Origin of the sequence: Azospirillum aestuarii (assembly GCF_016632405.1) — a bacterium.
Lineage (GTDB): Bacteria > Pseudomonadota > Alphaproteobacteria > Azospirillales > Azospirillaceae > Azospirillum > Azospirillum aestuarii.
This window is the reverse complement of sequence record NZ_JAEPIV010000013.1, coordinates 118,711-142,687: the sequence shown is the minus strand read 5'-3', so window position 1 is coordinate 142,687 and position 23,977 is coordinate 118,711. Positions and strand designations below refer to the sequence as shown.

Here is a 23,977-nt window from a genome sequence, read left to right as displayed (position 1 = left end):
AAAAGGGGAGGTCCTCGGACCTCCCCTTTTTTTCATGCGCGCTCCGGTGCGGGCGTGGAACGGGATCAGACGGGGATGTTGGGGAAGACGCGGCCGGACAGCTGGGCGTCGGCCAACTCCGCCGGGATCGCGTCACGCTCCTTCAGCCAGCGGGCGAACTGGCGGTCCGCGGAGTTGATGTGCAGCATCAGCCATTGCGGCAGGAAGGTCGCCAGATATTCGGCGATGTTCTCCTCCGGCACGTTTCCGGTGGTGAAGGCGTGCAACTGCTCCCACGCCAGGGAATGCTGGACGAGATGATCGGCCAGGAAGGGATAACCGGCCTCTTCCATCACCTTCTGCTCGCTGGCGAAATGAATTTCCGTATAAACCACGGCGTCGGCCAGCGTGCGATAGACCTCCTCGCGGGAACGGCCTTCGGCGACGGCGACATGGAACGCCTGGACCAGTTCGATCCAATGCTTGTGCTGCTCGTCGATGTCGTCGATGCCCAACGAAAGATCGTCGCTCCAGACGAGATCCTGGAAATTCTCGGCGGGCATGTCCATGATCGGGGTGACTCGGCTTAAAGTGGTAACGATTTGGTCATCATAGTCAGGGTCGTATGTGCATCAACGGTTTGAATTGAGATAAATTGTCGCGGTTTTGGCGGCGAACCGTGGCGCTGGCGGAGTGCTTGTGTCCTTGCCGGACGCCGGGCGCGGGTCAATATGCGGGCCTGTGACGACACAGCCGACGGGATGCGCCATGCGACGTGCCATGAACCGCCGCCTCCGCCTATTGCCGCTGCTCGCCCTGCTGGCGCTGCCGCCGCTTCAGGCCGCGAACGCCCAGGACGGACCGCTCCCAAACGCACCGGCCCGGAATGAGCAGGCCCAGAACGAGCAGACCCGGAGCGCGCCGAAACCGGCGGAGCGGGCCGGCGGCGGGTTCGACGCCCAGCGCAGCGAGACCAGGCACCAGCTGCCATTGCCCGCCGGGCCGCTCGCCTACACGGCGGTGGCGGAGTTCCTGCCCCTGCGCGACGGCCCGCGCGAGGAGGTGGCGGCCCGCGTCTTCACCGTCACCTACACACAGGACGGAGCGCCGCGCGGCCAGCGGCCGGTCGCCTTCGTGTTCAACGGCGGGCCGGGAGCGTCCTCGGCCTATCTGCATCTGGGAGCCTTGGGACCGACGGTGGTCGGCTTCAACGAGGACGGGTCGCTGGCCCGCCCGCCGGCTCCGCTGCTGGACAACCCGGACAGCTGGCTGGCCTTCGCCGATCTGGTCTTCATCGATCCGGTCGGCACCGGCTACAGCCGCGGCGTACGGCGTGACGGCGGAAAGGAGGAGGGCGCGCGGCGGGACGAGGACCCCGGCAAGCGCTTCTGGTCGGTCGATGCCGACAGCCGGGCCATGGCGGAGATCGTCCGGCTCTGGCTGACCCGCAACGGGCGCTGGGAGTCGCCGAAGTTCCTGGTGGGGGAAAGCTATGGCGGCTTCCGCATCGCCAAGATGGCCAACCGGCTGATCGACGACACCGGCATCGCGGTCAACGGGCTGATCATGGTGTCGCCGGTGGTCGATTTCGCCACCATCCGCGGCGGCGGCGGGCTTCTGGTGCCGGCGCTGCGGCTGCCCTCCTACGCCGCTTCGGCCGCCGCCAACGGTCTGGTTGCCGGGACCCCGGAGCAGGCGGCCGCGGCGGCGGAGCGCTACGCCTTCACCGGCTATCTCACCGGGCTGGCCGGTCTGGATTACCGCCGGCCCGACGCGGCGCAGGGCTTCTTCGCCGAGGTGGCGCGGACCACCGGCCTGCCGGAGGACTTGGTGACCCGCTTCCGCGGCGAGATCCCCACGGACATCTTCGCCCGCGAACTGCTGCGCGGGCGCGGGCGGGTCGCCAGCGTCTATGACGGCACCTTCACCGCCGCTGACCCCGACCCGTCGGCGGCCCGCCTCTCCTTCGACCCCTTCCTGAAGGGCACGGTGCCGACCTACACCACCGCCTTCGCCGCCTACGCCCACGAGCGGCTGGGCGTGCGGACGGAGGTGCCGTTCGACCTGCTCAGCGACCGGGTGAACCGGGGCTGGGAATGGCCGCGCTCCGGCCAGCCCAGCGCGGTGGACGACCTCCAGGCCGCCCTGACCCTGCAACCCGCGCTGCGGGTGCTGATCGCCCATGGGCGCACCGACCTCATCACCCCCTATATGGCGTCGCGCTGGGTGGCGTCCCGCCTGGAACTGCCGGACGGGCAGGCTGACCGGGTCGCCGTGACGGTCTATGAGGGCGGCCACATGATGTACACGCGGGCGCCGGAGCGCGCGAAGCTGGCCGCCGACGCGCGCGCCCTGATCGAGGCCGCCCTGCGGTAGGGTGGCCGGTGCGCCAAAAGGAAACAGGCGCCCCGGTTGGGGCGCCTGCTGCGCAATGCCTTGCCTCGGCCTGTGGTCGCCGGCTGGACCTTGCCGGTTAGAACAGACGCAGGATCGACTGCTGCGACTGGTTGGCCAGCGAGAGGGCGATGGTGCCGAGCTGCTGACGGGTCTGCAGCATCAGCAGGCTGGCGCCTTCCTCGTTCTGGTCGGCCAGCGTCAGCTTGTTGGCGCCTTCGACCAGCACGTCGCTGAACTCCTTGGTGAAGGTTTCGCGGGTCGTGATGATGTTCAGGTTGGTCGACAGCGTCTGCGAGGCCGACCGCAGGTTCTGCTTCGCGTAATCGATGCTGGCGACCGCCTTGTCGATGTCGGCGCGGTCGGTCCAGTCGTTCTGCGCGTAGTCGATGCGCAGGCCCTGGCCGCTGGTGCTCAGGTTCTGCGACTTCACCGTGATCGCGTTGGTGTTGCGCTCGTTGAGCTGCACCGTCAGGTCGTTCGAGGTGTTGGCGTCGGTCACCTGCACCGAGACCAGGTTGGCCGCGGAGTTGGCCGCCGCCGCCTGCTTGATGCTCTTCTGATCGACGTTGAAGCGCACCGTGCCGGTGTCGAACGCGAAGGCGTTCTCACCTTCCGACAGCTTGCCCTCGCCGCGCTTGGACATGCCGTCGCGGGTCACCGTGGCGCCGCTCAGGTTGCTGACCGAGATCTGGATGTCGACCTTCTTCTCGATCGACGAGATGCCGTTGCCCGCGTTGGCGGCCTGCTCCAGCAGCTTGCGGTCGACCGTGAAGGACACGATGGTGCCCGACGCGAAACTCTCGGAGATGCGCTTGGTCAGGGCGTTCTCGGCGGTCGCCTTGACCGTCATCTCGCGGGCGGCGTTGGTCGTCGTCGCGCCGGACAGCGTGATCGTGCCCGACGAGCCGGTCGTGACGGTCTGGACGTCCTTGCCGCTGAGGCGGCCGTTGGCGCCCAGCGCGCTGTTGATCGACGCCTTCAGCTGGTTGGCGATGTTGTTGCGCGCGGTCTGACCCGTCGCCACGTCGCCGGCGGTGGCGGTGTAGGTGAAGGTCTGGTCTTCGACGGTGATGGTGAAGCTGTCGCCGGCTTCGATCGTGCCGCCCAGCGTCACCTCGGTAATCTGCGGGGTGCCCGTCTTGGCCGCCGTTGTCGTGTTGGCAGCCATGGTCTGGCTGTTGTCGAAGTAGGTGATCGTGCGGGACTCGTTGCCGTCCGTGATGATGAACGACCGCTCGCGGCCCGACGCGCCGCGGACCTCGATCTGCACGTCGGAGAAGCTGCCGAGCGTGGTGGCCATCGTGCCGGACAGCTTCAGGCCGACCAGGCCGTGGGCCATTTCGGCGCTGTTGATCTCGCCGGCCGCGCCTTCGATGGAGCCGTCGCCCTTGATGCGCACCGTGTAGGTGTCGGTCGACACCACGTTGGTGACGCGGGCGTTCTCGATGCCCTGGATGGTGTTGACGGCGCGGCGCGATTCGCTGGTGGAGTCAAGGCGCAGGCCGTTGCCGGCCAGCAGGTTCTTGCCGGCATAGCCGCTGTCGCCGGCCAGCTTGTCGATCTGCTCCTTCAGCGCGTTGAACTGGGCGGACAGCGTCTTGCGCGTGGCGACGGAGCCGGCGTCGGTGCCGAGCGCGGAATAGGCAGCGGTGGTCAGGCCGCGCGCCTGCTCGATCATGCTTTCGATCGCGGTCACGCCCTTGTCGGCGGCCTTGATGGTGCTGATCGACTGACCCATGGCGTCCTTCAACGACGACAGGTCACCGGCGCGCTGGGTCAGGCTCTTCGCTGCGAAGAACGAAGTCGGGCCGTCGAGCGCCGAGTTGATCTTGTTGCCGGTCGAGAGGATGTTCTGCTTGACACCGATCTTGTCGTTCACGCTCTGCAGTTGCAGCAGATTCGTGCGCATTGACGCGGTGAGAGTGACGTCGTTGATGGCCATGGTTCCAAGTCTCCTTCTGAGGCTCGCCCCGCGGCTGGTGCTTGAAACCGAAGCGAGGCAACGTGCATTTGCGCGGTCCTCCTCTATCAAGTCCCGTGCCAGTTCTAAAAAATCTCGATAAGATACTGTTTTAAAATGATATTTGCTGACCTTGCGCGGCGTTTCGGCTTTGGCCGGCGGGACGGTCCTTCCCATGGCGGTGGAAAGTTTTGCCGGGCAGAAAGGGTGTTGCGCCCCGGACTCCGGGACAAAACTACCCAGTTGGGGGGTGCCGGTAAGCTCTTGGTGTCGGCCGAGGAGGGGGCTATCGTCGGGGTGTCGCACCCATCGGGCGCTCCCCATCAGGCGCGCGGGCGCCCGCAACAAAGACGGAGGGATGAGCATGGCCGGACGCATCGAGGCGCGGCTTAAGGAGTTGGGGATCGAGCTGCCGCAGGCGGCGGCCCCGGTGGCGGCCTATGTGCCCTACACCCGGTCGGGCAACACGCTCTACGTGTCGGGGCAGGTCACCGTGTGGAACGGCGAGCGCCGCTTCATCGGCAAACTGGGCCAGGACTTCACGGTGGAGCAGGGGCAGCAGGCGGCGCGGCTGTGCGCCCTCAACATCATCGCCCAGGCGAAGGCGGCCTGCGGCGGCGATCTCGACCGGGTGGTGCGCGTGCTGCGGCTGGGCGGCTTCGTCAACGGCACTCCGGACTTTCACGACCAGCCGCTGGTCATCAACGGCGCGTCGGAGCTGATGATGCAGGTGTTCGGCGACGCCGGGAAGCACGCCCGCGCCGCCGTCGGCGCCCCGTCGCTTCCCGGCAACGTGGCCGTCGAGGTGGACGCCATCCTCGAACTGGCCTGATCCGGGCTTCGGATCGGGGGAGGGGCGGGCCTCTTGCCGCGGCGCGGGACAGCGCCCACCTCCCTCGGCGTGCCCGCGAAGGAGCCCGCGAAGGAGAAAGCATGCCCGACGGCAAGGACACCGGCCCCAGCTCCGACCCCGGTGCCGGGGAGGCCATCACCGTCAAGGTCCTGACCGGCATCGGCTTGGCCGACCCGAAGGAGTGGGACGCCTGCGCCGGGCCGGACAACCCGTTTCTCAGCCACGCCTTCCTGCTGGCGCTGGAGGAATCGGGATCGACCGTCGGCCGCACCGGCTGGCAGCCCAGCCACCTCGCCGCTCTCGACGGGGCGGGGCGGATCATGGGGGCGGTGCCGCTCTATTTGAAGAACCATTCCTACGGCGAGTATGTCTTCGACCACGCCTGGGCGCATGCCTATGAGCGGGCGGGCGGGCAGTATTATCCGAAGCTGCAATGCGCCGTGCCCTTCACCCCGGTGCCGGGGCCGCGCCTTCTCGTCCGGCCCGGCGCCTCGATCCAGGGGATGGAGGCGGTCGCCGGCGCCTTGATCCAGGGGATGGAGGAGGTGGCGCGGCGCTACGGCGTCTCCTCCGTCCACGTCACCTTCCCGGAAGAGGGCGACTGGCGCCGCCTCGGCGAGGCCGGCTGGCTGCTCCGCGAGGGCGTGCAGTACCACTGGGAGAACCGCGGCTACGCCTGCTTCGACGACTTCCTGGAAACGTTGAACAGCCGCAAGCGCAAGGCCATCCGCAAGGAACGGCGCGAGGTGGCGGAAAGCAGCGTCCGCCTGCACAGCCTGACCGGCGCCGACCTGAAGCCGGAGCATTGGGACGCCTTCCACCGCTTCTATCTGGAAACCGCCGACCGCAAATGGGGCGGCGGCTATCTGAACCGCGCCTTCTTCCGTTTGCTGGGCGAGACCATGGCCGACCGGGTCATGCTGGTGATGTGCGAGGACGGCGGGGAGTGGGTGGCCGGCGCCCTGAACCTGATCGGGACCGATGCCCTCTACGGCCGCAACTGGGGCTCCGACGGGAGCTACCGCTTCCTGCATTTCGAGGCGTGCTATTACCGCGCGCTGGACTTCGCCATCGAGCGCGGTCTCGGCCGGGTCGAGGCCGGCGCCCAGGGGGAACACAAGATCCAGCGCGGCTATCTGCCGGTGCCGACCTACAGCGCCCACTGGGTGGCCGACCCCGGCTTCCGCCGCGCCATCGCGGATTACCTGCGCCGCGAGCGGCCCGGCGTGGCGGCGGAGCGGGAAGCGCTGATGGAGTTGTCACCCTACCGCCGGGATGGCCATTTGGATCAGTAGGGAACACGGTCGGGCCGGGCGGCCCATTCGTCGAAGACGGCGCGCGCCTCGTCGGCCAGAAGACGCTGCATGGGGATCGCCCGCTGCTCCAGCGGCAGGGCGATCTCGGTGTAGAGGAAGGCGTCGTCGAATCCGATGGCCGCCGCGTCGTCGCGCCCGTTGGCGTAGACGATGCGCTCGATCCGCGCCCAGTAGATGGCCGACAGGCACATCGGGCAGGGCTCGCAGCTGGTGTAAACGGTCGCCCCGGCGAGGCTGAAGCTGCCGAGGTCGCGGCAGGCGTTGCGGATCGCGACGACCTCGGCGTGCGCCGTCGGGTCGTTGGTGGAGGTCACGCAGTTCCAGCCCTCGCCGATGATCCGGCCGTCCCGCGCGATGACCGCGCCGAAGGGGCCGCCGGCGTTGCCCTGCATGTGTGTGCGGCTGAGCGCGATGGCGCGGCGCAGGCAATCCGTGTCGAAACTCGTCATGCTTTCCCTCTCCCAACCCTAACCGCGTTGTCGATCAATCGTTTAGTGACTGCTCCGCAGCCCAGGCCCGGCATGCGCCCGCGGCATTGCAGGGGCGGCGGACGATTGGGGATTTCCCCTTTACTGACCATACACAAGGCGTAGTGTGGGCGGGAACAGCCGACCGACGGACCCGCCCGATGACCGACCGCACCATGGATTTCCTGAAGCAGGTGCGGGACCATCTATTCTATCTCAAACTGAAGCCGGGCGGTGTGCGGCTTCAGGCGAAGGGCGTCGACCTATCGAGGCTGCGGCTGAAGGGCTTCAACCTGCAAACGGCCATCCTCACCCAGGGCAACTTCTCCGATGCCCAGCTCGAGGAGGTCAGCTTCGCCATGTCCGACCTGTTCGGGGCGAATTTCAGCCGGGCGAAGCTGGTGGGCTCCTCCTTCGCGCGGGCGGACCTGCGTGGGACGAACTTCCTGAAGGCCGACCTGACCCGCACCGACTTCGAGGGGGCCGACCTGCGCCCCGGCCAGATCATGGTCCACCGCGCCGGGCGCGAGGACGAGGAGGAGCGGCGGCCCGCCAACCTGACGGACGCGCGGATGGACGGCGTCAGCTTCAAGGGCGCCGACCTCAGCCATGCCGAACTGGCCAACGCCTCGACGGCCGGCGGCGATTTCAGCAACGCCAACCTGTTCGCCGCCAATCTGGCCGGGGCCGATCTGACCGAGGCGAACTTCAGCGGGGCCAAGATGAAGCGCGCGGTGCTGAACGGCGCCAACCTGACCCGCGCCATCCTGCGCAACGCCGACCTGCGCGAGGCGACCCTGCGCAACGTCGACCTGACCGTGGCGGACACGCAGGGCGCCAACCTGAGCGGCGCCGTTTACATGAGGAACGCCGACGCCCTGCCGATGCCGGTGCGCAACGTGCTGGACGCCCATATCCTGTGGATCAACAGCGGCGGCGGGGCCGGGCTACGGGCGGATTTCACCGGGATGGACCTGCGCGGACTGGACCTGACCGCCTGTGACCTGTCGGGCGGGGTGTTCCGCGACGCCAATCTGGACGAGGCCCGCCTGTCCAACGCCTCGCTCTCGCTGGCCGATTTTGGCGGAGCCAGCCTGCGCCGAGCGCGGCTGGACCAGGCGGTTCTGACCGGGGCGAACCTGAGCGGGGCCGACCTGACCGGGGCGGACCTCCACGGTGGCGACCTCGGCATGGTGGACCTGCGCAACCCGGACGGCACCCCGACCGGGCGGAGCTGGCCCGCCAACCTGACGAACGCCACGCTGGCCGCTGCCGACCTGCGCGGCGCCCGCCTGACTGGGGCCAAGCTGGCCGGCGCCAGCTTCGAGATGGCCAACCTCGCCTCCGCCGACCTGCGCGGCTGCGACGACGCGGCGGCGAACCTGTCGAAGGCCAGCCTGATGGGCACCCGCCGCGGCCCTCTGGATGCGCGGCCGCCGCGCGACGGCGGCGGGCCGCTCATCGCCCTGTAACCTTCACCTCCAGGCGTCGACCACCGCGGCGGCGGTGGATTCGCGCAATGGGGCTCGCTCGGGCGGATTGCCGCCATCGACGCGCAGGCCCATCAGCGTCTCCACCAGGGGCTCCGGCCCCGGCGTGACGCGGATCTGGCCGCGGGCAGCGATGTGCGGGTGGTCCGGCATCTCCGCCAGCGTCGGCAGTGCCTCGAAGCAGCAGTCCACCGGGTCGAGCAACGCCTTCCAGTCGGCGAGGCTGCGGCTGGCGAACAAGGCATCCACCTCCGCGATCAGGGCGGCCTGGGGAAGCGGGTCGGCCTGCCGGGCGATCCAGTCGGGGCGCCCCACCGCCTCGCAGAAGCCTTGCCAGAACTTGGCCTCCAGCGCCGACAGGGTGGCGAAACGGCCGTCGGCGGTGCGGTAGATGCGGTAGCAGGCGGCCCCGCCGGACAGCAGCGCCTCGCCGCGCTCCGGAACCTCCCCGCGGGCGTCGGCGGTCAGGTTGAAGCCCTGCCAGCCCAGCACCGTCTCCATGATCGACAGGTCGAGAAAGCAGCCCTCGCCGCTGCGCTGGCGCCCGAACAGGGCGGCGACCACCGCCAGCGCCGCCTGCTGCGCCGACGCGAAGTCGGCGACCGGCGGGTGGCTGATCGAGGGGCGGTCCGGCGTGCCCGAGGAGTCCAGCCCGCCGCCGACCGCCATGTAGTTCAGGTCATGCCCGGCCCGCCGGGCGTAGGGGCCGCTGCTGCCCCAGCCGGACAGGCTGGCGTGGACCAGCCGCGGGTTCAGCGCGCGCAGCCGGGCGTGGCCGACCCCCAGCTTGTCCAGCACGCCCGGGCGGTAGCTTTCCACCAGGGCGTCGGCCCCGGCGATCAGCGTCTCGAAGGCGGCGCGGTCGCCGTCGTCCTTCAGGTTCAGGCGGATGACGGTCTTGCCGGCGTTCAGCAGCTTGTAGGCGGCGGTTGTGCCGTCGGCGTCGGTGGGACCCATCCGGCGCAGCGGATCGCCGCTCGGCGGCTCCACCTTGACGACCTCGGCGCCGAGGTCGGCCAGCATCTGGGCGGCATAGGGACCCGGCAGATACTGGCCGAGGTCGATGACGCGCAGTCCGCTCAGGAAGGGCAGGGGCATGGTGCGTTTCCTCATTCTTCGTTTTAGGAAGGGCGCCGCTGTGGAGTGTCCGCGATGCAGCGTCGGGAATGCAACCATCCGCCCCTCACATTCGTGCCGCCACAGCCGTCCGTAACAGACCAACGACGAGGAGGAAAACATGTCCGCGGGCAAGGCGTCCAAGTACAAGGTCTACAAGGATCACCGCAACGAATGGCGCTGGACCTTCCACGCCGCCAACGGCGAAACCATCGCCGTCAGCAGCGAGGGTTACACGGCCGAGCGCGACTGCCTGCACGGCATCGCCCTGATGAAGGGTTCCAACGACGCGGTTGTCCTGGTCGAGGAATGAGCGCCGGCAGGCTTTTCCGAATGCCGCACAAAAAGAAGGGGGCCTTGCGGCCCCCTTTTTCGCGTTCCGTGCGACGCGGCGTCATTCCGCCAGTTCGTGCACGACCTCGTCCTCGTCCTCGTCGCCGGAGCGCCGCTTGCGCGACCCTTCGGTGTAGTCGAAGGCGGGCTTGTCGTCCTTCACCGTGACCTTGACCAGACCGCCCTTGGCGAGCTTGCCGAACAGCAGCTCCTCCGCCAGCGGCTTCTTCAGGTGCTCCTGGATCACCCGGCCCAGCGGACGCGCGCCGTAGAGCGGGTCGTAGCCCTTCTTGCCCAGCCACTCGCGGGCCTGATCGTCGAGTTCGATCGTGACGCCACGGTCCTCGAGCTGAGCCTCCATCTGCATGATGAACTTGTCCACCACGCGGTTGATGACCTCCTGGGTCAGCGGCGCGAAGGGAATGATCGCATCCAGACGGTTGCGGAACTCCGGCGTGAACAGCTTCTCCACCGCTTCCATGTCCTCGCCGACCCGACGCTCGCGCTCGAAGCCGATGGCCGGCTTGGCCATGTCCGCGGCGCCCGCGTTGGAGGTCATGATGAGGATGACGTTGCGGAAGTCGACCGTCTTGCCGTTGTGGTCGGTCAGCTTGCCGTGATCCATGATCTGCAACAGGATGTTGAACAGATCCGGATGCGCCTTCTCGATCTCGTCGAGCAGCAGCACGCAATGCGGATGCTGGTCGATGGCGTCGGTCAGCAGGCCGCCCTGGTCGAACCCGACATAGCCCGGAGGGGCGCCGATCAGGCGGGAGACGGTGTGCCGCTCCATATACTCCGACATGTCGAAGCGGGTCAGCTCGATGCCCAGCGTGAGGGAGAGCTGGCGGGCCACCTCGGTCTTGCCGACGCCGGTCGGGCCGGTGAACAGGTAGTTGCCGATCGGCTTCTCCGGTTCACGCAGGCCGGCACGGGCCAGCTTGATGGCGGAGACCAGCGCGTCGATGGCCTTGTTCTGGCCGAAGACCATGGTCTTCAGGTCGCGCTCCAGGTTGAGGAGCGTCTCCTTGTCGTCGCGGCTGACCGACTTCGGCGGGATGCGGGCGATCTTGGCGACCACCGCCTCCACGTCCTTGACGGAGATCTTCTTCTTCCGCTTGTTCTCCGGCAGCAGCATCTGCGCGGCCCCGACCTCGTCGATGATGTCGATGGCCTTATCGGGCAGCTTGCGGTCGCCGATGTACTTCGCGGACAGCTCCACCGCCGAACGGATCGCGTCGTTGGTGTAGCTCACCCGGTGATGCTTTTCGTAGTAGGTCTTGATCCCCTGGAGGATCTTGATCGCATCCTCGACCGTCGGCTCGTTGACGTCGATCTTCTGGAAGCGCCGGACGAGCGCCCGGTCCTTCTCGAAATAGTTCCGGTACTCCTTGTAGGTCGTCGAACCGATGCAACGCAGCGAGCCGGAGGCGAGGGCCGGCTTCAGCAGGTTCGAGGCGTCCATCGCACCGCCCGAGGTCGCACCTGCGCCGATGACCGTGTGGATCTCGTCGATGAAGAGGACGGCACCTTCCGTGGCCTCCAGTTCGGAGACGACGGCCTTGAGGCGCTCTTCGAAGTCGCCGCGGTACCGCGTACCGGCGAGCAGGGAGCCCATGTCGAGCGCGAAGATGGTGGCGCCCTTCAGCACCTCCGGAACCTCGCCATGGACGATGCGGCGGGCCAGCCCCTCGGCGATGGCGGTCTTGCCGACACCGGGGTCACCGACATACAGCGGGTTGTTCTTCGACCGCCGGCACAGGATCTGGATGGTCCGTTCGACCTCCTGCTCCCGTCCGATCAGCGGATCGATCTTCCCGCTGGCCGCCTTCTTGTTCAGGTTGACGCAATAAGCCTCTAGGGCTTCGCTGCCTTTCTTCACGACCTTCTCCGCCGCCGCGTCCTCGTCGGCTCCGGTAACGCGCTTCGCTTCCGAGCGGCCCGGGGCCTTCGCGATTCCGTGAGAGATGTAGTTCACCGCGTCGAAACGGGTCATCTCCTGCTCCTGCAGGAAATAGACCGCGTGGCTTTCGCGTTCAGAGAACAGGGCGACGAGCACATTTGCTCCCGTCACCTCTTCACGCCCCGACGACTGGACGTGGATGGCCGCGCGTTGCAGCACCCGCTGAAAGCCAGCCGTCGGCTTCGCATCATCGGGCCTGTTCGTGATCAGGTTCGCAAGCTCGTTGTCGAGGTAATCCGAGAGTTCGGCGCGCAGGCGGTCCAGATCGACCCCACAAGCGCGCAAGACGGCCATTGCATCGGCATCCTCGGTCAATGCGAGCAGCAAGTGTTCGAGCGTCGCGTATTCGTGCCTGCGCTCGTTCGCATGGGCCAGGGCTCGGTGCAGCGTCTGTTCCAAGTTACGCGACAGCATCTGTGGCCTTAATCCTTTTCTAGCGTACATTGCAGCGGGTGCTGGTTCTGGCGCGCAAAGTCCATAACCTGCGTGACTTTCGTCTCCGCCACTTCGTAGGTGAACACGCCGCACAAGCCCACACCCCGCCGGTGCACATGCAGCATGATCCGTGTGGCCTCCTCGCGCGACTTGGCAAAGAAGCGCTCCAAGACATGAACGACGAATTCCATAGGTGTGTAGTCGTCGTTCAACATCAAGACCTTATACATCGAGGGCTTTTTAGTCTTAGGCTTGGTTTTGATGACCACGCCCGTGGTGGTGCCCTCGTCGCCGTGCTTGTCGTTTTCGGCCATGGTCTCAACAGGTCAGCATCGCGATGTACGTCGCATGAATGATATGAGAACTCCGGGCGCGGTGGGAAGGGGCCGTTTTCGGTGAGTCCCCATTTGGGAGAGGCCCATTCGGAACAAGACCTGCCCGGCTACCCCGGAATTGGTGGAAGGCATTTGATATTGCGGCAGAACTGCCGCACAGGCGTGCCAAAAATAGCACGGCCGGCACCCTGTACATGTCCACCGCGCCCAAAAGAAACAAGCCCGGCGGTTTGCACCGCCGGGCTTTCCCGGAACTTCACAATGCCGTGAGGCGGCAGGATTTAAAGCGGTACCGCCTTGCGCCGTCCGCACCCCCGGACGATAGCGTCCCGGGGGCGGCGGAGGTGGGAGCCGCCCCGGCCTCGCGGCCGGGTCTGTGGAATTGCTGGCTCCGGGACATTTCGTCTCAGGCTGGTCTGGGGCCGGCGCTGTTAGGCGGCCTTCGCCGCGACCGGCTTGGACAGCGTCTCGACCGTGACCTGGAGGCGGTCGTTGATCGGCGCGAAGGCGTCCTTGGCGGTCTTCAGCGACAGCTCCTGCAGCTTGGCGCTCTCCTTGACGAAGGTCTCGAAGCTCGCCTTGGCGAAGCTGCTCTGCAGCTCGACCAGCTCCTGGATGGTCTTGACGGCCAGCAGGGCCTTGCCGGTGGCGGCGCTCTTCTCCAGCGAGGACTGGGTGAAGGAGGCGACCTGCTTGCCGGCTTCCTCGGCGCCCTTGGCGACGATGGTGCCCGACTTCACGACGGCGTCGACGTTGCCCTTGGTCAGGGCGGTCAGCTCGTCGAAGCCCTTCAGGATCTGGGCCGAGGCCTTCTCGAACTGCACCTGCTGGGACTTGACCAGACCGTCCACGTTGAGCTTGGCGGCGGACACGGCGTCTTCGAAGGTCTTGGTGGCGGCGGCGAATTTGTCGGTCATGGAACGGCTCCTCGAATTTCATCGGGTTGACCCGCGCCGGACCCACCGATTGGCGACCGCGCGGATGATCCGACCAGCGACCCCGTGGCTTCGGGCGTCGGGTCGATGCTGCAATGCAGCATGACTAAACTTAGGGCAGGTCCCGGCGCCTGTCAACGGGATTTTGTGCGGTGCACAAAAACTTTGGCGCGTCCCGGCCGGCCCCTTCACGCGCGAAGCCCGGCCGTCGTGGAACGGCCGGGCTTCGTTGTCCTGGTGTGCCGCCGCGTCAGGCCGCGATCGGCTTGGACAGGGTGCTGACGGTGACCGACACGCGATCCTTCAGCGGGGTCAGGGCCGCGGTGGCGACGCGGGTGCCGATGCCCTGGAGGCGGGTGGACTCGGCGACGAAGGCGTCGAAGCTGGCCTTCACATACTCGCTCTGGAGATCGACGACCTCCTTCAGCGACTTGGCGGTCAGCAGGGCCTTGCCGGTGGTGACCGACTTGTCGAAGGAGGACTGGGCGTAGGCGGTCACCTCGCGGGTCAGCTCCTCGGCGCCCTGGGTGGCGATGCTGCCGCTCTGGATCAGCGCTTCCACGTTGGCCTTGTTCAGGGCCTGAAGCTCGGCGGAGATCTTCAGGAGCTGGGCGGACAGCTTCTCGACCTGCTCCTTGGTGGCGGAGGCGGTCTGCTCGAAGGTCTTCGCAGCCTGCTCCTGGCCGGCCTTGACGAAGCCCTCGACCTGCTCCTTGGCCTGGGCGGCGGCGGCCTGAATGGCGGCGCTCTCGAACGCCTGGGTGGGGGCGGGGGCCGGCTTGGCCTTCGTCACGGTCGTCATGTCTTGCGTTCCTTCCTTCGTCGAAGCCCGGCGCGCAAAACCCGCACCGGCGGACTGTCCGCCTGCGGGGCGCAGACCGGCTGCGTTGGGGAAGCCCGGACGGTTCCGGGCCCGAAATTGCTGCAGTGCAGCAATGGCTAAACTATGGGCAGTAGTCCGTGGAGTCAACAAAAAATCTTGTGCGTCGCACAATATATCAGTTGAACCTGTTCCCTTTGCTTGGCGGTACGGCGCAAGCCTCACCGTTCCGCCAAAGGGGAAAACCGATCCACTTCGGTTCGACTGGACGGAGCTTTTACGAAAGCTTTACCGCCGATCGTGCCCAATCCTACCCTGCCCGCCGAAGGGACGCGCTTCGGCCAAAGGTCAGACCAACCGCGGCGGAACGTCGCAGCCTTCAGTTCGGGAACGTTCTTTCATGACCTATTGCCTCGGCATCAAGACCCGCGACGGCCTGATCGGCCTGTCGGATGGGCGCATCACCAGCGGCTCGCAGCTGTCGTCCGCGCGCAAGGTGACCATGGTGGGCGGCGGCGGCGACCGCTTCTTCATCCTGAATTCCGGCCTGCGCAGCGTGCGCGACAAGACGCTGGCCTACCTGCGCCGCGACATGTCCCGGCGCCGCGGCGAGACCTACCCGACCATGCTCGACGCGCTGTCGGCCTTCACGGCCTGCCTGCGCCAGGTGGCGGTCGAGGACAAGGAGGCGCTGGAGGCGTCCAAGCTGGCCTTCAACCTGCACGCCATCATCGGCGGCCAGCTCGCCGAGGATCGCGAGCCGTACATGTTCCTGGTCTATCCGGAGGGCAACTGGATCGAGGTGGACGAGCGCACGCCCTACCTGTCGATCGGTGCCACCGCCTACGGCAAGCCGATCCTGGACCGCGCGCTGTCCTACAACACCGACATGCAGACGGCGCTCAAGATCGCCTACCTGTCCTTCGACAGCACGCGCTTCTCGTCGAACGACGTCGGCTTCCCCATCGACATGGTGACCTTCAACGCCGAGGAGCGGCTGTGGCGCCAGTCGAACTTCGACTACGACGATCTGGTCGAGCAGCGCCTGTGGTGGAACCGGAACATCACCGAACTGGCCCGCCGCATGCCGGACGGCCCGTGGGTGGACACGCTCCTGTCCGCGGGGGCGCGGGCGGCGGTCACCGAGGAAGAGGTGGTATGATCCCTCCCCCCGCTCCAACCCTCCCCCGCTGGGCGCTACGGCGTGCGCACATGCCGGTGGAGGAAATGGAGTGCGGAGGTTTGACCCGGCATGGCCGCGCGTCTCGAACGCAAGGTGCGTTTGGGAAGCGTGTGCCTGCGCCGGCGGTCGGAAGGCCATACACCCGCCCCGCTCCCTGGCCTGGGCCGGCCTGGGCGTCGCGTGGGTCTGGAGGATGGGCCGGCTGCCCATCCTCCAGACCCCCTGGTCCCATAACCTTCGAAAACGGCCTCGACGCCCTCAGAACCATGGCCGCAGGATGGACCCTGCGAGGTCTGTGCACACCGCAGCTGCACAGCGGGGGAGGGATGGGGTAGGGCCCGGTGCGAAGGCTTTTACGTCCCTGTTAACAGAACTCCACTCACTGGGTGACTTCGCGCAGGCGTTCGGACGGGGGCGGGACCGGTTCCCCGGCGCGGCGGGCGTTCTCGATCCACGCGGCGATGGCATCGAGCGCCGCCGTGCTGGCGTCGGCGGGGGTGGCGCCGCCCGCGGTGCAGCCCGGCAGGTCGGGCACCTCGGCCACATAGCCGACGCCCTGTTCCGGGGGAAGGGGGCGGACGATGACCGGATAGGCGCTGGCGTTCATGACGTTGCGTCTCCTCTGCGCACGGTTTTCACCCATTAGGTGCCGCTTCCGCTGCGGACGACAAGGATTCTTTGCGCTCGACGGACGCTTCTTTCGATGTTCGATCGATTTTCGACGGGTCGATCTTTTGGGGTGAAGGCCCCCCTTGACCGCGGCACCCCGCAGGCCCTAATCCTCCCCCATGTTCAGTCTTTCCAAGATCCTGTTCCTGATCCTGGTGATCGGCGCCGTGTGGTTCGGCTGGCGCTGGTACAACCGCGTCGGCGCGGTCGGGCGCGAGCGCCTGCGCGAGCGGGAGCGCCGCGGCTCCGGAAAGCCCACCTCCACCAGCGGTGGCGGCTCGCCCCAGGTGGCCGCGGAGGACATGGAGAAGTGCCCGGAATGCGGCGCCTACGTCGCCCCGCGCTCTGCCGTGGCCTGCGGCCGGCCGGTCTGCCCCTACGGGCGCTGAACCGCAACCTCTGGCGGGCGCTTGATTGGTGGGCGCGCTTGATTCCGGGGATACCGCCGCGTATCGTGCGGCGCGTTTTTCCACACCAATCATAAGTGACCGCCGATGGCCTCCCCGAGCGGGTCTTCCCAAGACAGCCGCGGCCTGTCCTTTCAGGCCCTGATCCTCAAGCTCCACCAGTTCTGGTCGGAGCAGGGCTGCGTGATCCTCCAGCCCTACGACATGGAGGTGGGTGCGGGCACCTTCCACCCGGCGACGACGCTGCGCGCCCTCGGCCCGCAGCCGTGGAAGGCGGCCTACGTGCAGCCCTCGCGCCGCCCGAAGGATGGCCGCTACGGCGAGAACCCGAACCGGCTCCAGCATTATTACCAGTATCAGGTGATCCTGAAGCCCTCGCCGGCCAACCCGCAGGAGCTGTATCTGGAAAGCCTGAAGGTGCTGGGCATCGACCCCGGCTTGCACGACATCCGCTTCGTCGAGGACGACTGGGAAAGCCCGACGCTGGGCGCCTGGGGCCTCGGCTGGGAGGTCTGGTGCGACGGCATGGAGGTCACCCAGTACACTTACTTCCAGCAGGTCGGCGGCATCGAGTGCGACCCCGTCGCGGTCGAGCTGACCTACGGGCTGGAGCGTCTGGCCATGTATGTGCAGGGCGTGGAGAACGTCTACGACCTGGACTTCAACGGGCAGGGCGTGAAGTACGGCGACGTGTTCAAGCGCGCCGAGGTCGAGTATTCGGCCCACAACTTCGAGCACGCCAACACCGACATGCTGCTCCAGCATTTCAAGGACGCCGAGGCGGAGTGCCAGTCGCTGATCGCCAAGGGCGTCGCGTTGCCGGCCTACGACCAGTGCATCAAGGCGTCTCACCTCTTCAACCTGCTGGACGCGCGCGGCGTCATCAGCGTCGTGGAGCGCGCCGCCTACATCGGCCGCGTGCGCGCGCTGGCGAAAGCCTGCTGCGAGGCGTGGACCGCCGGGGGGGCCAAGTAACATGTCGGTCAACATGCCCGAACTCCTGATCGAGTTCTTCTCCGAGGAAATCCCGGCCCGCATGCAGGCGCGCGCGGCGGACGACCTCAAGCGTCTCGTCACCGAGAAGCTGGCCGCCAATGGCCTGACCTTCGCTTCGGCCGAGGCCCATTCCACCCCCCGCCGCCTTGCGCTGGTGATCGACGGCCTGCCCGAGCGCACCGCCGACGTCCGCGAGGAGAAGAAAGGGCCGCGCGTCGGCGCGCCGGAGCAGGCGGTCGCCGGCTTCCTGAAGTCCGCCGGCTTGACCAGCCTGGACCAGTGCGAGCAGCGCGACACCGGAAAGGGCGTCTTCTACTTCGCCGTGGCGGAGAAGAAGGGCCGCGCTACCGCGGAGGTTCTGGCCGAGATCATCCCGGCGGTCATGGGCGATTTCCCCTGGCCGAAGTCGATGCGCTGGGGCACCGGCACGGTGCGCTGGGTGCGCCCGCTGCACTCGATCATCGCCCTGTTCGGCGGCGCCGTGCTGGAGGGCTCGTTCGACCTGGGCGGCGCTCAGGGCAAGCTGGTGTTCGGCAACAGCACCCGCGGCCACCGCTTCCTGTCGCCGGACGCCTTCACGGTCACCGACTTCGCCGACTACAAGGCCAAGCTGCGCGACGCCCACGTCGTGCTCGACCGCGCCGAGCGCAAGGCCAAGATCAAGGCCGACGCCGAAGCGCTGGCCGCGACGGAGGGGCTGACCCTCTCCCCCGACGACGGGCTGCTGGAGGAGGTCGCCGGCCTCGTCGAATGGCCGGTCGCGCTGGTCGGCACCATCGACGAAAAGTTCATGGACGTGCCGTCGGAGGTCCTCATCACCTCCATGCGCACGCACCAGAAGTATTTCGCTCTGCTGGACAAGGCCGGCAAGATGGCCCCGCGCTTCGTCGTGGTCGCCAACACGGTGACGGCGGACGGCGGCAAGGCGATCGTCGCCGGCAACGAGCGCGTTCTGCGCGCCCGTCTGTCCGACGCCAAGTTCTTCTGGGACCAGGACCGCAAGACGAAGCTGGAAGACCGCGTGTCCAAGCTGGGAGCCATCACCTTCCACGCCAAGCTCGGCACGGTGGCGGAGAAGGTCACGCGCGTCCAGGTCCTGGCCGCGGAGATTGCCCGCGCCATCGGCGCCGACGCGGACGCGGCGACCCGCGCCGCCCTGCTGTCCAAGGCGGACCTCGTGACCGAGGTGGTCGGCGAGTTCCCCGAGGTCCAGGGGATCATGGGCCGCTACTACGCGCTGGGCGAAGGCGAGAACCCGGCGGTCGCCGAGGCCATCGCCGAGCATTACAAGCCGCTCGGCCCGTCCGACAGCTGCCCGACGGCTCCGGTGTCGGTCTCCGTGGCGCTGGCCGACAAGCTGGACACGCTGGTCGGCTTCTTCGCCATCGACGAGAAGCCCACGGGCTCGAAGGACCCCTACGCGCTGCGCCGCGCTGCGCTGGGCATCATCCGGCTGATCCTGGAGAACGGGCTGCGGCTGAACCTGACGCAACTCTTCAAGGCCGCGCACGGCGCTTATACGGTCAGTGGTTTCGCTGCTGCCGGTGGCGTCGCCACCGACCTGATGGCCTTCTTCGCCGACCGCCTGAAGGTCACGCTGCGCGACCAGGGCGTGCGGCACGACCTCGTGGACGCCGTGTTCGCGCTGGGCGGCGAGGACGATCTCGTCCGTTTGCTGGCCCGCGTCAAGGCGCTCCAGACCTTCGTCGGGTCGGAGGAAGGGGCGAACCTGCTCGCCGCCTACAAGCGCGCCAGCAACATCGTCCGCATCGAGGAGAAGAAGGACGGCAAGGCCTACGACCAGCCGGTCGATCCGGCCCTGCTGACGCTGACGGAGGAAAAGGACCTCTACGGCGCCCTGTCCGATGCCGGAGAGACGGCCCGGCCGCTGCTGGCGAAGGAGGACTTCACCGGCACCATGGCGGCGCTGGCCCGCCTGCGCGGCCCGGTGGACGCCTTCTTCGACAAGGTGACGGTGAACGCCGAGCAGGCCGACCTGCGCGCCAACCGCCTGCGGCTGCTCAGCCAGATCCGGGCGACGCTGAACGCCGTGGCGGACTTCTCGCGCATCGAGGGGTGATGGGGCAGGGGGGGCCGCGCGGTGCCCCCACCCTCCCCACTTCGTGGGTCCCCTCCCTCCCCCGCTTCGCGGGAGAGGGGGAGTTTCCAAAGTCCCCTCCCCTGCGAAGCGGGGGAGGGTTAGGGAGGGGGCTCCGGCGCCGCCACTCCCCACCATCCCAACAAAAAAGGGGCGCCCCACCGGGCGCCCCTTTTTTCTTTCCTCCAACCCCTTACCGCACAGCGCGGTTCGCGGCGCTGACCAGGGCGCGCAGCGAGGCGGTCACGATGTCCGCGTCCATGCCGACGCCGAACAGGGTGCGCTCGTCCTTGGTCTTCACCTCGACATAGGCGCAGGCCTGGGCGTCCTCGCCCTCGCCGACGGCGTGCTCGCGGTAGTCCACCACATGCAGGTCGATGCCCGCACCCTGGCGCAGCGCGTCCAGGAAGGCGTCGATCGGACCCTTGCCCGAGCCCTTCAGCGTGCTGACCACGCCGTCGCGCGACACCACCACGTTCAGCACACGGGCGCCGGAGTTCGGGCCGCGCGGCTCGGTCGAATGCTCGATCAGGGCCAGCGGGGCGTCGATGTCCAGATACTCGGCCTTGAAGGCGTTGTGGATGTCGGCGGGGGCCAGCTCCTTGCCGGTCTCGTCGGCGATGCGCTGCACCGTCTTGGAGAACTCGATCTGCAGGCGGCGCGGGATCTGGATGCCGTAATCCTTCTCCAGCACATAGGCGATGCCGCCCTTGCCCGACTGGCTGTTGATGCGGATCACCGCCTCGTAGCTGCGGCCCAGGTCCTGCGGGTCGATAGGCAGGTACGGGACCTCCCAGGTGCCGTGGTTGGACTTGGCCAGCGCCTTCAGGCCCTTGTTGATGGCGTCCTGGTGCGAGCCGGAGAAGGCCGTGAAGACCAACTCGCCCGCGTAGGGGTGGCGCGGATGGACGGGCAGCTGCGTGCAGTATTCGGCGACGCGGACGATCTCGTTGATGTCGTCGATGCGCAGTTCCGGATCGACGCCCTGGGTCAGCAGGTTCAGCGCCAGCGTGATCACGTCCACGTTGCCGGTGCGCTCGCCGTTGCCGAACAGGGTGCCTTCCACGCGGTCGGCGCCAGCCAGCATGCCCAGCTCCGCCGCCGCGACGCCGGTGCCGCGGTCGTTGTGCGGGTGCAGGGAGATGATCGCCGCGTCGCGGTTCTTCATGTTGCGGCAGAACCACTCGATCTGGTCGGCGTGGATGTTCGGGGTGGACATCTCCACCGTCGCCGGCAGGTTCAGGATGACCTTGTTGCCGGCGTCGGCGCCCCAGGTCTCCATCACCGCCTCGCAGATCTCCAGGGCGAACTCCAGCTCGGTCCCGGTGAAGCTCTCCGGCGAGTATTGCAGGACGATCTCGGTCTCCGGATGCTCGGCGGCCAGCTGCTTGATCAGCTTGGTGCCGGCGACGGCGATGTCGACGATGCCCTGGCGATCCAGCCCGAAGACGACGCGGCGCTGCAACTCGGAGGTCGAGTTGTAGAGGTGGACGATGGCGCGCTTGGCGCCCTTGATGCCCTCGAAGGTGCGGCGGATCAGCTCCTCACGGGCCTGCGTCAGCACCTGGATGGTGACGCCGTCAGGGATCTTGCCGCCCTCGATGATCTCGCGGCAGAAGTCGAAGTCGGTCTGCGAGGCGGCGGGGAAGCCGATCTCGATCTCCTTGAAGTTCATCTTCAGCAGCGCGTCGAACATGGCGCGCTTGCGGTCCGGACCCATCGGCTCGATCAGCGCCTGGTTGCCGTCGCGCAGGTCCACCGAGCACCAGACCGGGGCCTTCTCGATGGTCCGGTTCGGCCACTGGCGGTCGGTCAGCTTCACCGGGGCGAAGGGGACATACTTCTCGTGCTTGGCGGCAGAGGTCGCAGACGTGGTGGCGGCGGCGGGGGTGGCGATGTGGTTCATGACGCTTCGTGATCCCTTGGGAGCCCCGGTTCTTGCTGCGGGGCGTTGTCTCGTGTCGTGTGGGGACCGGCGGGACTACGGTCGCCGAGCTGCCGGGCGGCTCAGCGACCGTTCCTAAGTCGCAGCCCCGGCCCCAGCCGGGAGACACGCCTCACCCCGCAAGGGCGCGTGCCGAAATGGCGCAAACTGTGGGTGCTCATGGGAAAACAGACACTTCGACCAGGAAACAGGGCAGACGAACGCAGACGACCCGGACGCTCAAAGCGCCGGGGTGATAAGTCGCAGAAGGGCGTTCGTGTGGTCGATGCGGATCATGGGACACACTGTGCGCAGGCAGGCTTGCTCTGTCAAGCCGCGATTCCATGAAATCTTCTTTCGCGGAGCGGGGCTTCACGTGAAGAACAGGCGGTAGAGGACCGGCAGGAGAATTGCCGTCACCAGCCCGTTCAGCCCCATCCCCAACCCGGCGAAGGCCCCCGCCACCTCGTTCACCTGGAGCGCGCGGGCGGTGCCGATGCCGTGGGCGGCCACCCCCAGGCCGAAGCCGCGCGCCCGCCAGTCCGTCACCCGGACGAGGTTCAGCACCCAGGTGCCGAAGGAGGCGGCGATGATCCCGGTCAGGATCACGAAGACCGCGGTGAGGGAGGGCAGGCCGCCGATCTGCTCCGACACGCCCATGGCGATGGGGGAGGTCACCGACTTCGGCGCCAGCGACAGCATGGTCCGCTCCGACGCGCCCAGCGCCCAGGCGATGGCGACCGCGCTCAGCGCCGACGCGGCGGAACCGGTCAGCAGGGCGACCAGCAGCGCCACGGCGGAGCGGCGGACCTGCTGGAACTGGCGGTAGAGCGGGACCGCCAGCGCGACCGTGGCGGGACCGAGCAGGAAATGCACGAACTGCGCGCCGTCGAAATAGGTGCGGTAGTCGATCCCCGCCACCATCAGCGTCGCGGCGATCAACAGCACCGCGATCATCACCGGGTTCAGCGCGGGCCGCCGCCCGAACCGTTCGAACACCCACATCCCCGCCTGATAGGCGACCAGCGTCAGGGTCAGGCCGGCGAGGGGGCTGGCCGACAGATAGACCCAGATCTCGTGGAAATCCGGGCTCATGGCACGTCCTCCCCATTGCCGGATTCGGCGTCCGGGCTGCGGCGGCTCAGGATACTCATCACCCAGGCGGTCAGCGCGACGCCGATCAGCGTGCTGCCCAGCAGGGCGGCGGCGATGGGCAGGGCCTCCGCCTCCAGCCGGTTCAGGTGGGCCATGACCCCGACGCCCGCCGGAACGAAGAGAAGCGACAGGTGCCGCAGGATGCCGCCCGCCGTTTCCTGCAACGGCTCCGGCACGCCGCCGCGGACCAGCAGGCCGACGAACAGCAGGACCATGCCCAGCACCGGCCCCGGTACGGGCAGATGCAGCAGGCGGGCGGTCAGTTCCCCCGCCAGCTGGCAGGAGAGAAGAAGGGTCAGGGTGCCGAGCATCGGCAGGCTCCGGGCTTTTCGGGGAGGTGGCCGCAGCCTAATCCCGGAGCCTGCCGTGAGGGAGAGGATATGCCCTACCGCGCCAGCAGTTGAGCCTTGAGCCAGTCGCGCAGCTCGCGGCAGACGGCCTCGGCAGTCTCGTCCAGACAATGACCGGCGCCGGGCATCAGGACCAGCTTCTTCGGCTCGCGCGCCATGCGGTGGACATGGATGGAGCACATCGGCGTCAGCACCTCGTCGGCCTCGCCATGGACCAGCAGCACCGGGCAACTCAGGTCCGCCACCGCGTCGGTGCCCAGCCCCTGGGTCGCCAGCGCCACCACCGTGCAGACCGCGCCGCGGTTGGAGGCCGCGGCCTGGATCGCCACCGCCCCGCCGAAGGAATGGCCGACCAAGGCGACGTGATGGATGCCCATCCGGCCGAGGAAGGTCAGGCCGCACAGCGCGTCGTAGACCGCCTCGTCCAGCGCGTGGGGGTTGCGGTAGCGGATGCGCAGCGAGGCGATGCCGTGCGCCGTGAGATCCTTCGCCAGCCGCGGATAAAGCCCGTGGGCCGGCGAGTCGAAGCCGCCGCCGACGCCGCCCAGCCAGATGACGCCCAGCGTTCCCGCCGCCTTGTGGCCATCGGGGGCGGCGTAGAGGCGGGCGTCCACGGTGCCGCGGTCGGTGTCCAGACGCACGGGGGCGAACCCCTCGTCCACGGTGTCACCGATCTGCGCCGACAGGAGCGGCATGGGTGTTCTCCGGCTTGCCAAGGTCTTGCGGGAGTTAACAAGCCACCGGGCATCTCTGTTGCTCCGGCGTGTTGGTTCGGAACCTCGCCGCGCCGTCTCCG

At 67.7% G+C, this 23,977-nt stretch carries 22 protein-coding genes; 9 read left to right on the top strand and 13 right to left on the bottom strand.

The features are described 5' to 3' along the window. Positions 1 to 65: 65 nt before the first annotated feature. Positions 66 to 548 (bottom strand): bacteriohemerythrin, encoded by a 483-nt coding sequence (locus JJL56_RS20980; protein ID WP_145626753.1) that lies wholly within the window; start codon positions 546 to 548, stop codon positions 66 to 68. A 211-nt stretch (positions 549 to 759) separates the two neighbouring features. Between JJL56_RS20980 and JJL56_RS20975 the strand changes: the two genes are divergently transcribed. Beyond that, a complete protein-coding gene (locus tag JJL56_RS20975; protein WP_247889510.1) occupies positions 760 to 2,355 on the top strand; it encodes a S10 family peptidase in 1,596 nt (531 codons plus the stop codon). 97 nt (positions 2,356 to 2,452) lie between these two features. Here JJL56_RS20975 and JJL56_RS20970 read toward each other — a convergent pair whose 3' ends face one another. Beyond that, positions 2,453 to 4,318: a flagellin N-terminal helical domain-containing protein gene (locus JJL56_RS20970; RefSeq protein ID WP_200486144.1), complete on the bottom strand. Its 1,866-nt coding sequence runs from the start codon at positions 4,316 to 4,318 to the stop codon at positions 2,453 to 2,455. A 382-nt stretch (positions 4,319 to 4,700) separates the two neighbouring features. Between JJL56_RS20970 and JJL56_RS20965 the strand changes: the two genes are divergently transcribed. Next, positions 4,701 to 5,168 carry a RidA family protein gene (locus JJL56_RS20965; RefSeq protein ID WP_035671998.1) on the top strand — a complete coding sequence of 156 codons (468 nt, stop codon included), beginning with the start codon at positions 4,701 to 4,703 and terminating at the stop codon, positions 5,166 to 5,168. 101 nt (positions 5,169 to 5,269) lie between these two features. Further along, positions 5,270 to 6,484, top strand: coding sequence for a GNAT family N-acetyltransferase (locus tag JJL56_RS20960; protein ID WP_200486143.1), 1,215 nt, complete (start codon positions 5,270 to 5,272; stop codon positions 6,482 to 6,484). Here JJL56_RS20960 and JJL56_RS20955 read toward each other — a convergent pair. Further along, positions 6,478 to 6,954 (bottom strand): nucleoside deaminase, encoded by a 477-nt coding sequence (locus JJL56_RS20955; RefSeq protein ID WP_145626764.1) that lies wholly within the window; start codon positions 6,952 to 6,954, stop codon positions 6,478 to 6,480. The genes JJL56_RS20960 and JJL56_RS20955 overlap by 7 nt on opposite strands. Before the next feature lie 179 nt (positions 6,955 to 7,133). On the opposite strand from JJL56_RS20955, the gene JJL56_RS20950 reads away from it, so the two are divergent. Next, positions 7,134 to 8,444: a pentapeptide repeat-containing protein gene (locus tag JJL56_RS20950; RefSeq protein ID WP_200486142.1), complete on the top strand. Its 1,311-nt coding sequence runs from the start codon at positions 7,134 to 7,136 to the stop codon at positions 8,442 to 8,444. Positions 8,445 to 8,447: 3 nt separating this feature from the next. Here JJL56_RS20950 and JJL56_RS20945 read toward each other — a convergent pair whose 3' ends face one another. Beyond that, positions 8,448 to 9,560, bottom strand: coding sequence for a CaiB/BaiF CoA transferase family protein (locus tag JJL56_RS20945; RefSeq protein ID WP_200486141.1), 1,113 nt, complete (start codon positions 9,558 to 9,560; stop codon positions 8,448 to 8,450). A gap of 139 nt (positions 9,561 to 9,699) precedes the next feature. On the opposite strand from JJL56_RS20945, the gene JJL56_RS20940 reads away from it, so the two are divergent. Continuing rightward, positions 9,700 to 9,891 (top strand): YegP family protein, encoded by a 192-nt coding sequence (locus tag JJL56_RS20940; protein ID WP_145626770.1) that lies wholly within the window; start codon positions 9,700 to 9,702, stop codon positions 9,889 to 9,891. Between the two features lie 81 nt (positions 9,892 to 9,972). On the opposite strand, the gene clpA is transcribed toward JJL56_RS20940, so the two are convergent. From clpA to JJL56_RS20920, 4 genes are all read right to left on the bottom strand, one after another. Then, positions 9,973 to 12,288 carry an ATP-dependent Clp protease ATP-binding subunit ClpA gene (gene clpA, locus JJL56_RS20935; RefSeq protein WP_145626772.1) on the bottom strand — a complete coding sequence of 772 codons (2,316 nt, stop codon included), beginning with the start codon at positions 12,286 to 12,288 and terminating at the stop codon, positions 9,973 to 9,975. An 8-nt stretch (positions 12,289 to 12,296) separates the two neighbouring features. Beyond that, positions 12,297 to 12,623 (bottom strand): ATP-dependent Clp protease adapter ClpS, encoded by a 327-nt coding sequence (clpS, locus tag JJL56_RS20930; RefSeq protein WP_035672033.1) that lies wholly within the window; start codon positions 12,621 to 12,623, stop codon positions 12,297 to 12,299. Positions 12,624 to 13,075: 452 nt separating this feature from the next. Beyond that, on the bottom strand, positions 13,076 to 13,561 hold the full coding sequence (locus JJL56_RS20925) for a phasin family protein (protein WP_145626773.1): 486 nt from the start codon (positions 13,559 to 13,561) through the stop codon (positions 13,076 to 13,078). A gap of 268 nt (positions 13,562 to 13,829) precedes the next feature. Then, positions 13,830 to 14,381, bottom strand: coding sequence for a phasin family protein (locus JJL56_RS20920; protein ID WP_145626775.1), 552 nt, complete (start codon positions 14,379 to 14,381; stop codon positions 13,830 to 13,832). A gap of 418 nt (positions 14,382 to 14,799) precedes the next feature. Here JJL56_RS20920 and JJL56_RS20915 point away from each other — a divergent pair, with 418 nt between their 5' ends. Next, positions 14,800 to 15,561, top strand: a complete 762-nt coding sequence (locus JJL56_RS20915) for a proteasome-type protease (RefSeq protein ID WP_200486140.1) — start codon at positions 14,800 to 14,802, stop codon at positions 15,559 to 15,561. 400 nt (positions 15,562 to 15,961) lie between these two features. Here the strand turns inward: JJL56_RS20915 and JJL56_RS20910 are convergent, their stop codons facing one another. Next, complete coding sequence (locus tag JJL56_RS20910) at positions 15,962 to 16,189, bottom strand: type II toxin-antitoxin system HicB family antitoxin (protein WP_109070091.1); 228 nt, start codon at positions 16,187 to 16,189, stop codon at positions 15,962 to 15,964. 181 nt (positions 16,190 to 16,370) lie between these two features. Between JJL56_RS20910 and JJL56_RS20905 the strand changes: the two genes are divergently transcribed. The 3 genes from JJL56_RS20905 to glyS all read left to right on the top strand — a co-directional run bounded on the left by JJL56_RS20905 (position 16,371) and on the right by glyS (position 19,734). Continuing rightward, a complete protein-coding gene (locus tag JJL56_RS20905) occupies positions 16,371 to 16,640 on the top strand; it encodes a hypothetical protein (protein ID WP_035675333.1) in 270 nt (89 codons plus the stop codon). Positions 16,641 to 16,745: 105 nt separating this feature from the next. Next, on the top strand, positions 16,746 to 17,633 hold the full coding sequence (locus JJL56_RS20900) for a glycine--tRNA ligase subunit alpha (protein ID WP_145626780.1): 888 nt from the start codon (positions 16,746 to 16,748) through the stop codon (positions 17,631 to 17,633). A gap of 13 nt (positions 17,634 to 17,646) precedes the next feature. Beyond that, complete coding sequence (glyS, locus tag JJL56_RS20895) at positions 17,647 to 19,734, top strand: glycine--tRNA ligase subunit beta (RefSeq protein WP_200486163.1); 2,088 nt, start codon at positions 17,647 to 17,649, stop codon at positions 19,732 to 19,734. 211 nt (positions 19,735 to 19,945) lie between these two features. Here glyS and leuA read toward each other — a convergent pair whose 3' ends face one another. The 4 genes from leuA to JJL56_RS20875 form a co-directional block, all read right to left on the bottom strand. Then, entirely contained in the window at positions 19,946 to 21,658 is a 1,713-nt protein-coding gene (gene leuA / locus JJL56_RS20890; protein ID WP_200486139.1) for a 2-isopropylmalate synthase, read from the bottom strand. A 390-nt stretch (positions 21,659 to 22,048) separates the two neighbouring features. Beyond that, positions 22,049 to 22,771: an LrgB family protein gene (locus tag JJL56_RS20885; protein WP_200486138.1), complete on the bottom strand. Its 723-nt coding sequence runs from the start codon at positions 22,769 to 22,771 to the stop codon at positions 22,049 to 22,051. Then, positions 22,768 to 23,142: a CidA/LrgA family protein gene (locus JJL56_RS20880; protein ID WP_145626786.1), complete on the bottom strand. Its 375-nt coding sequence runs from the start codon at positions 23,140 to 23,142 to the stop codon at positions 22,768 to 22,770. Before JJL56_RS20880 ends, JJL56_RS20885 begins: the two co-directional genes overlap by 4 nt. A gap of 74 nt (positions 23,143 to 23,216) precedes the next feature. Further along, positions 23,217 to 23,876 carry an alpha/beta hydrolase gene (locus JJL56_RS20875; protein ID WP_145626788.1) on the bottom strand — a complete coding sequence of 220 codons (660 nt, stop codon included), beginning with the start codon at positions 23,874 to 23,876 and terminating at the stop codon, positions 23,217 to 23,219. Between the last annotated feature and the right edge of the window lie 101 nt (positions 23,877 to 23,977).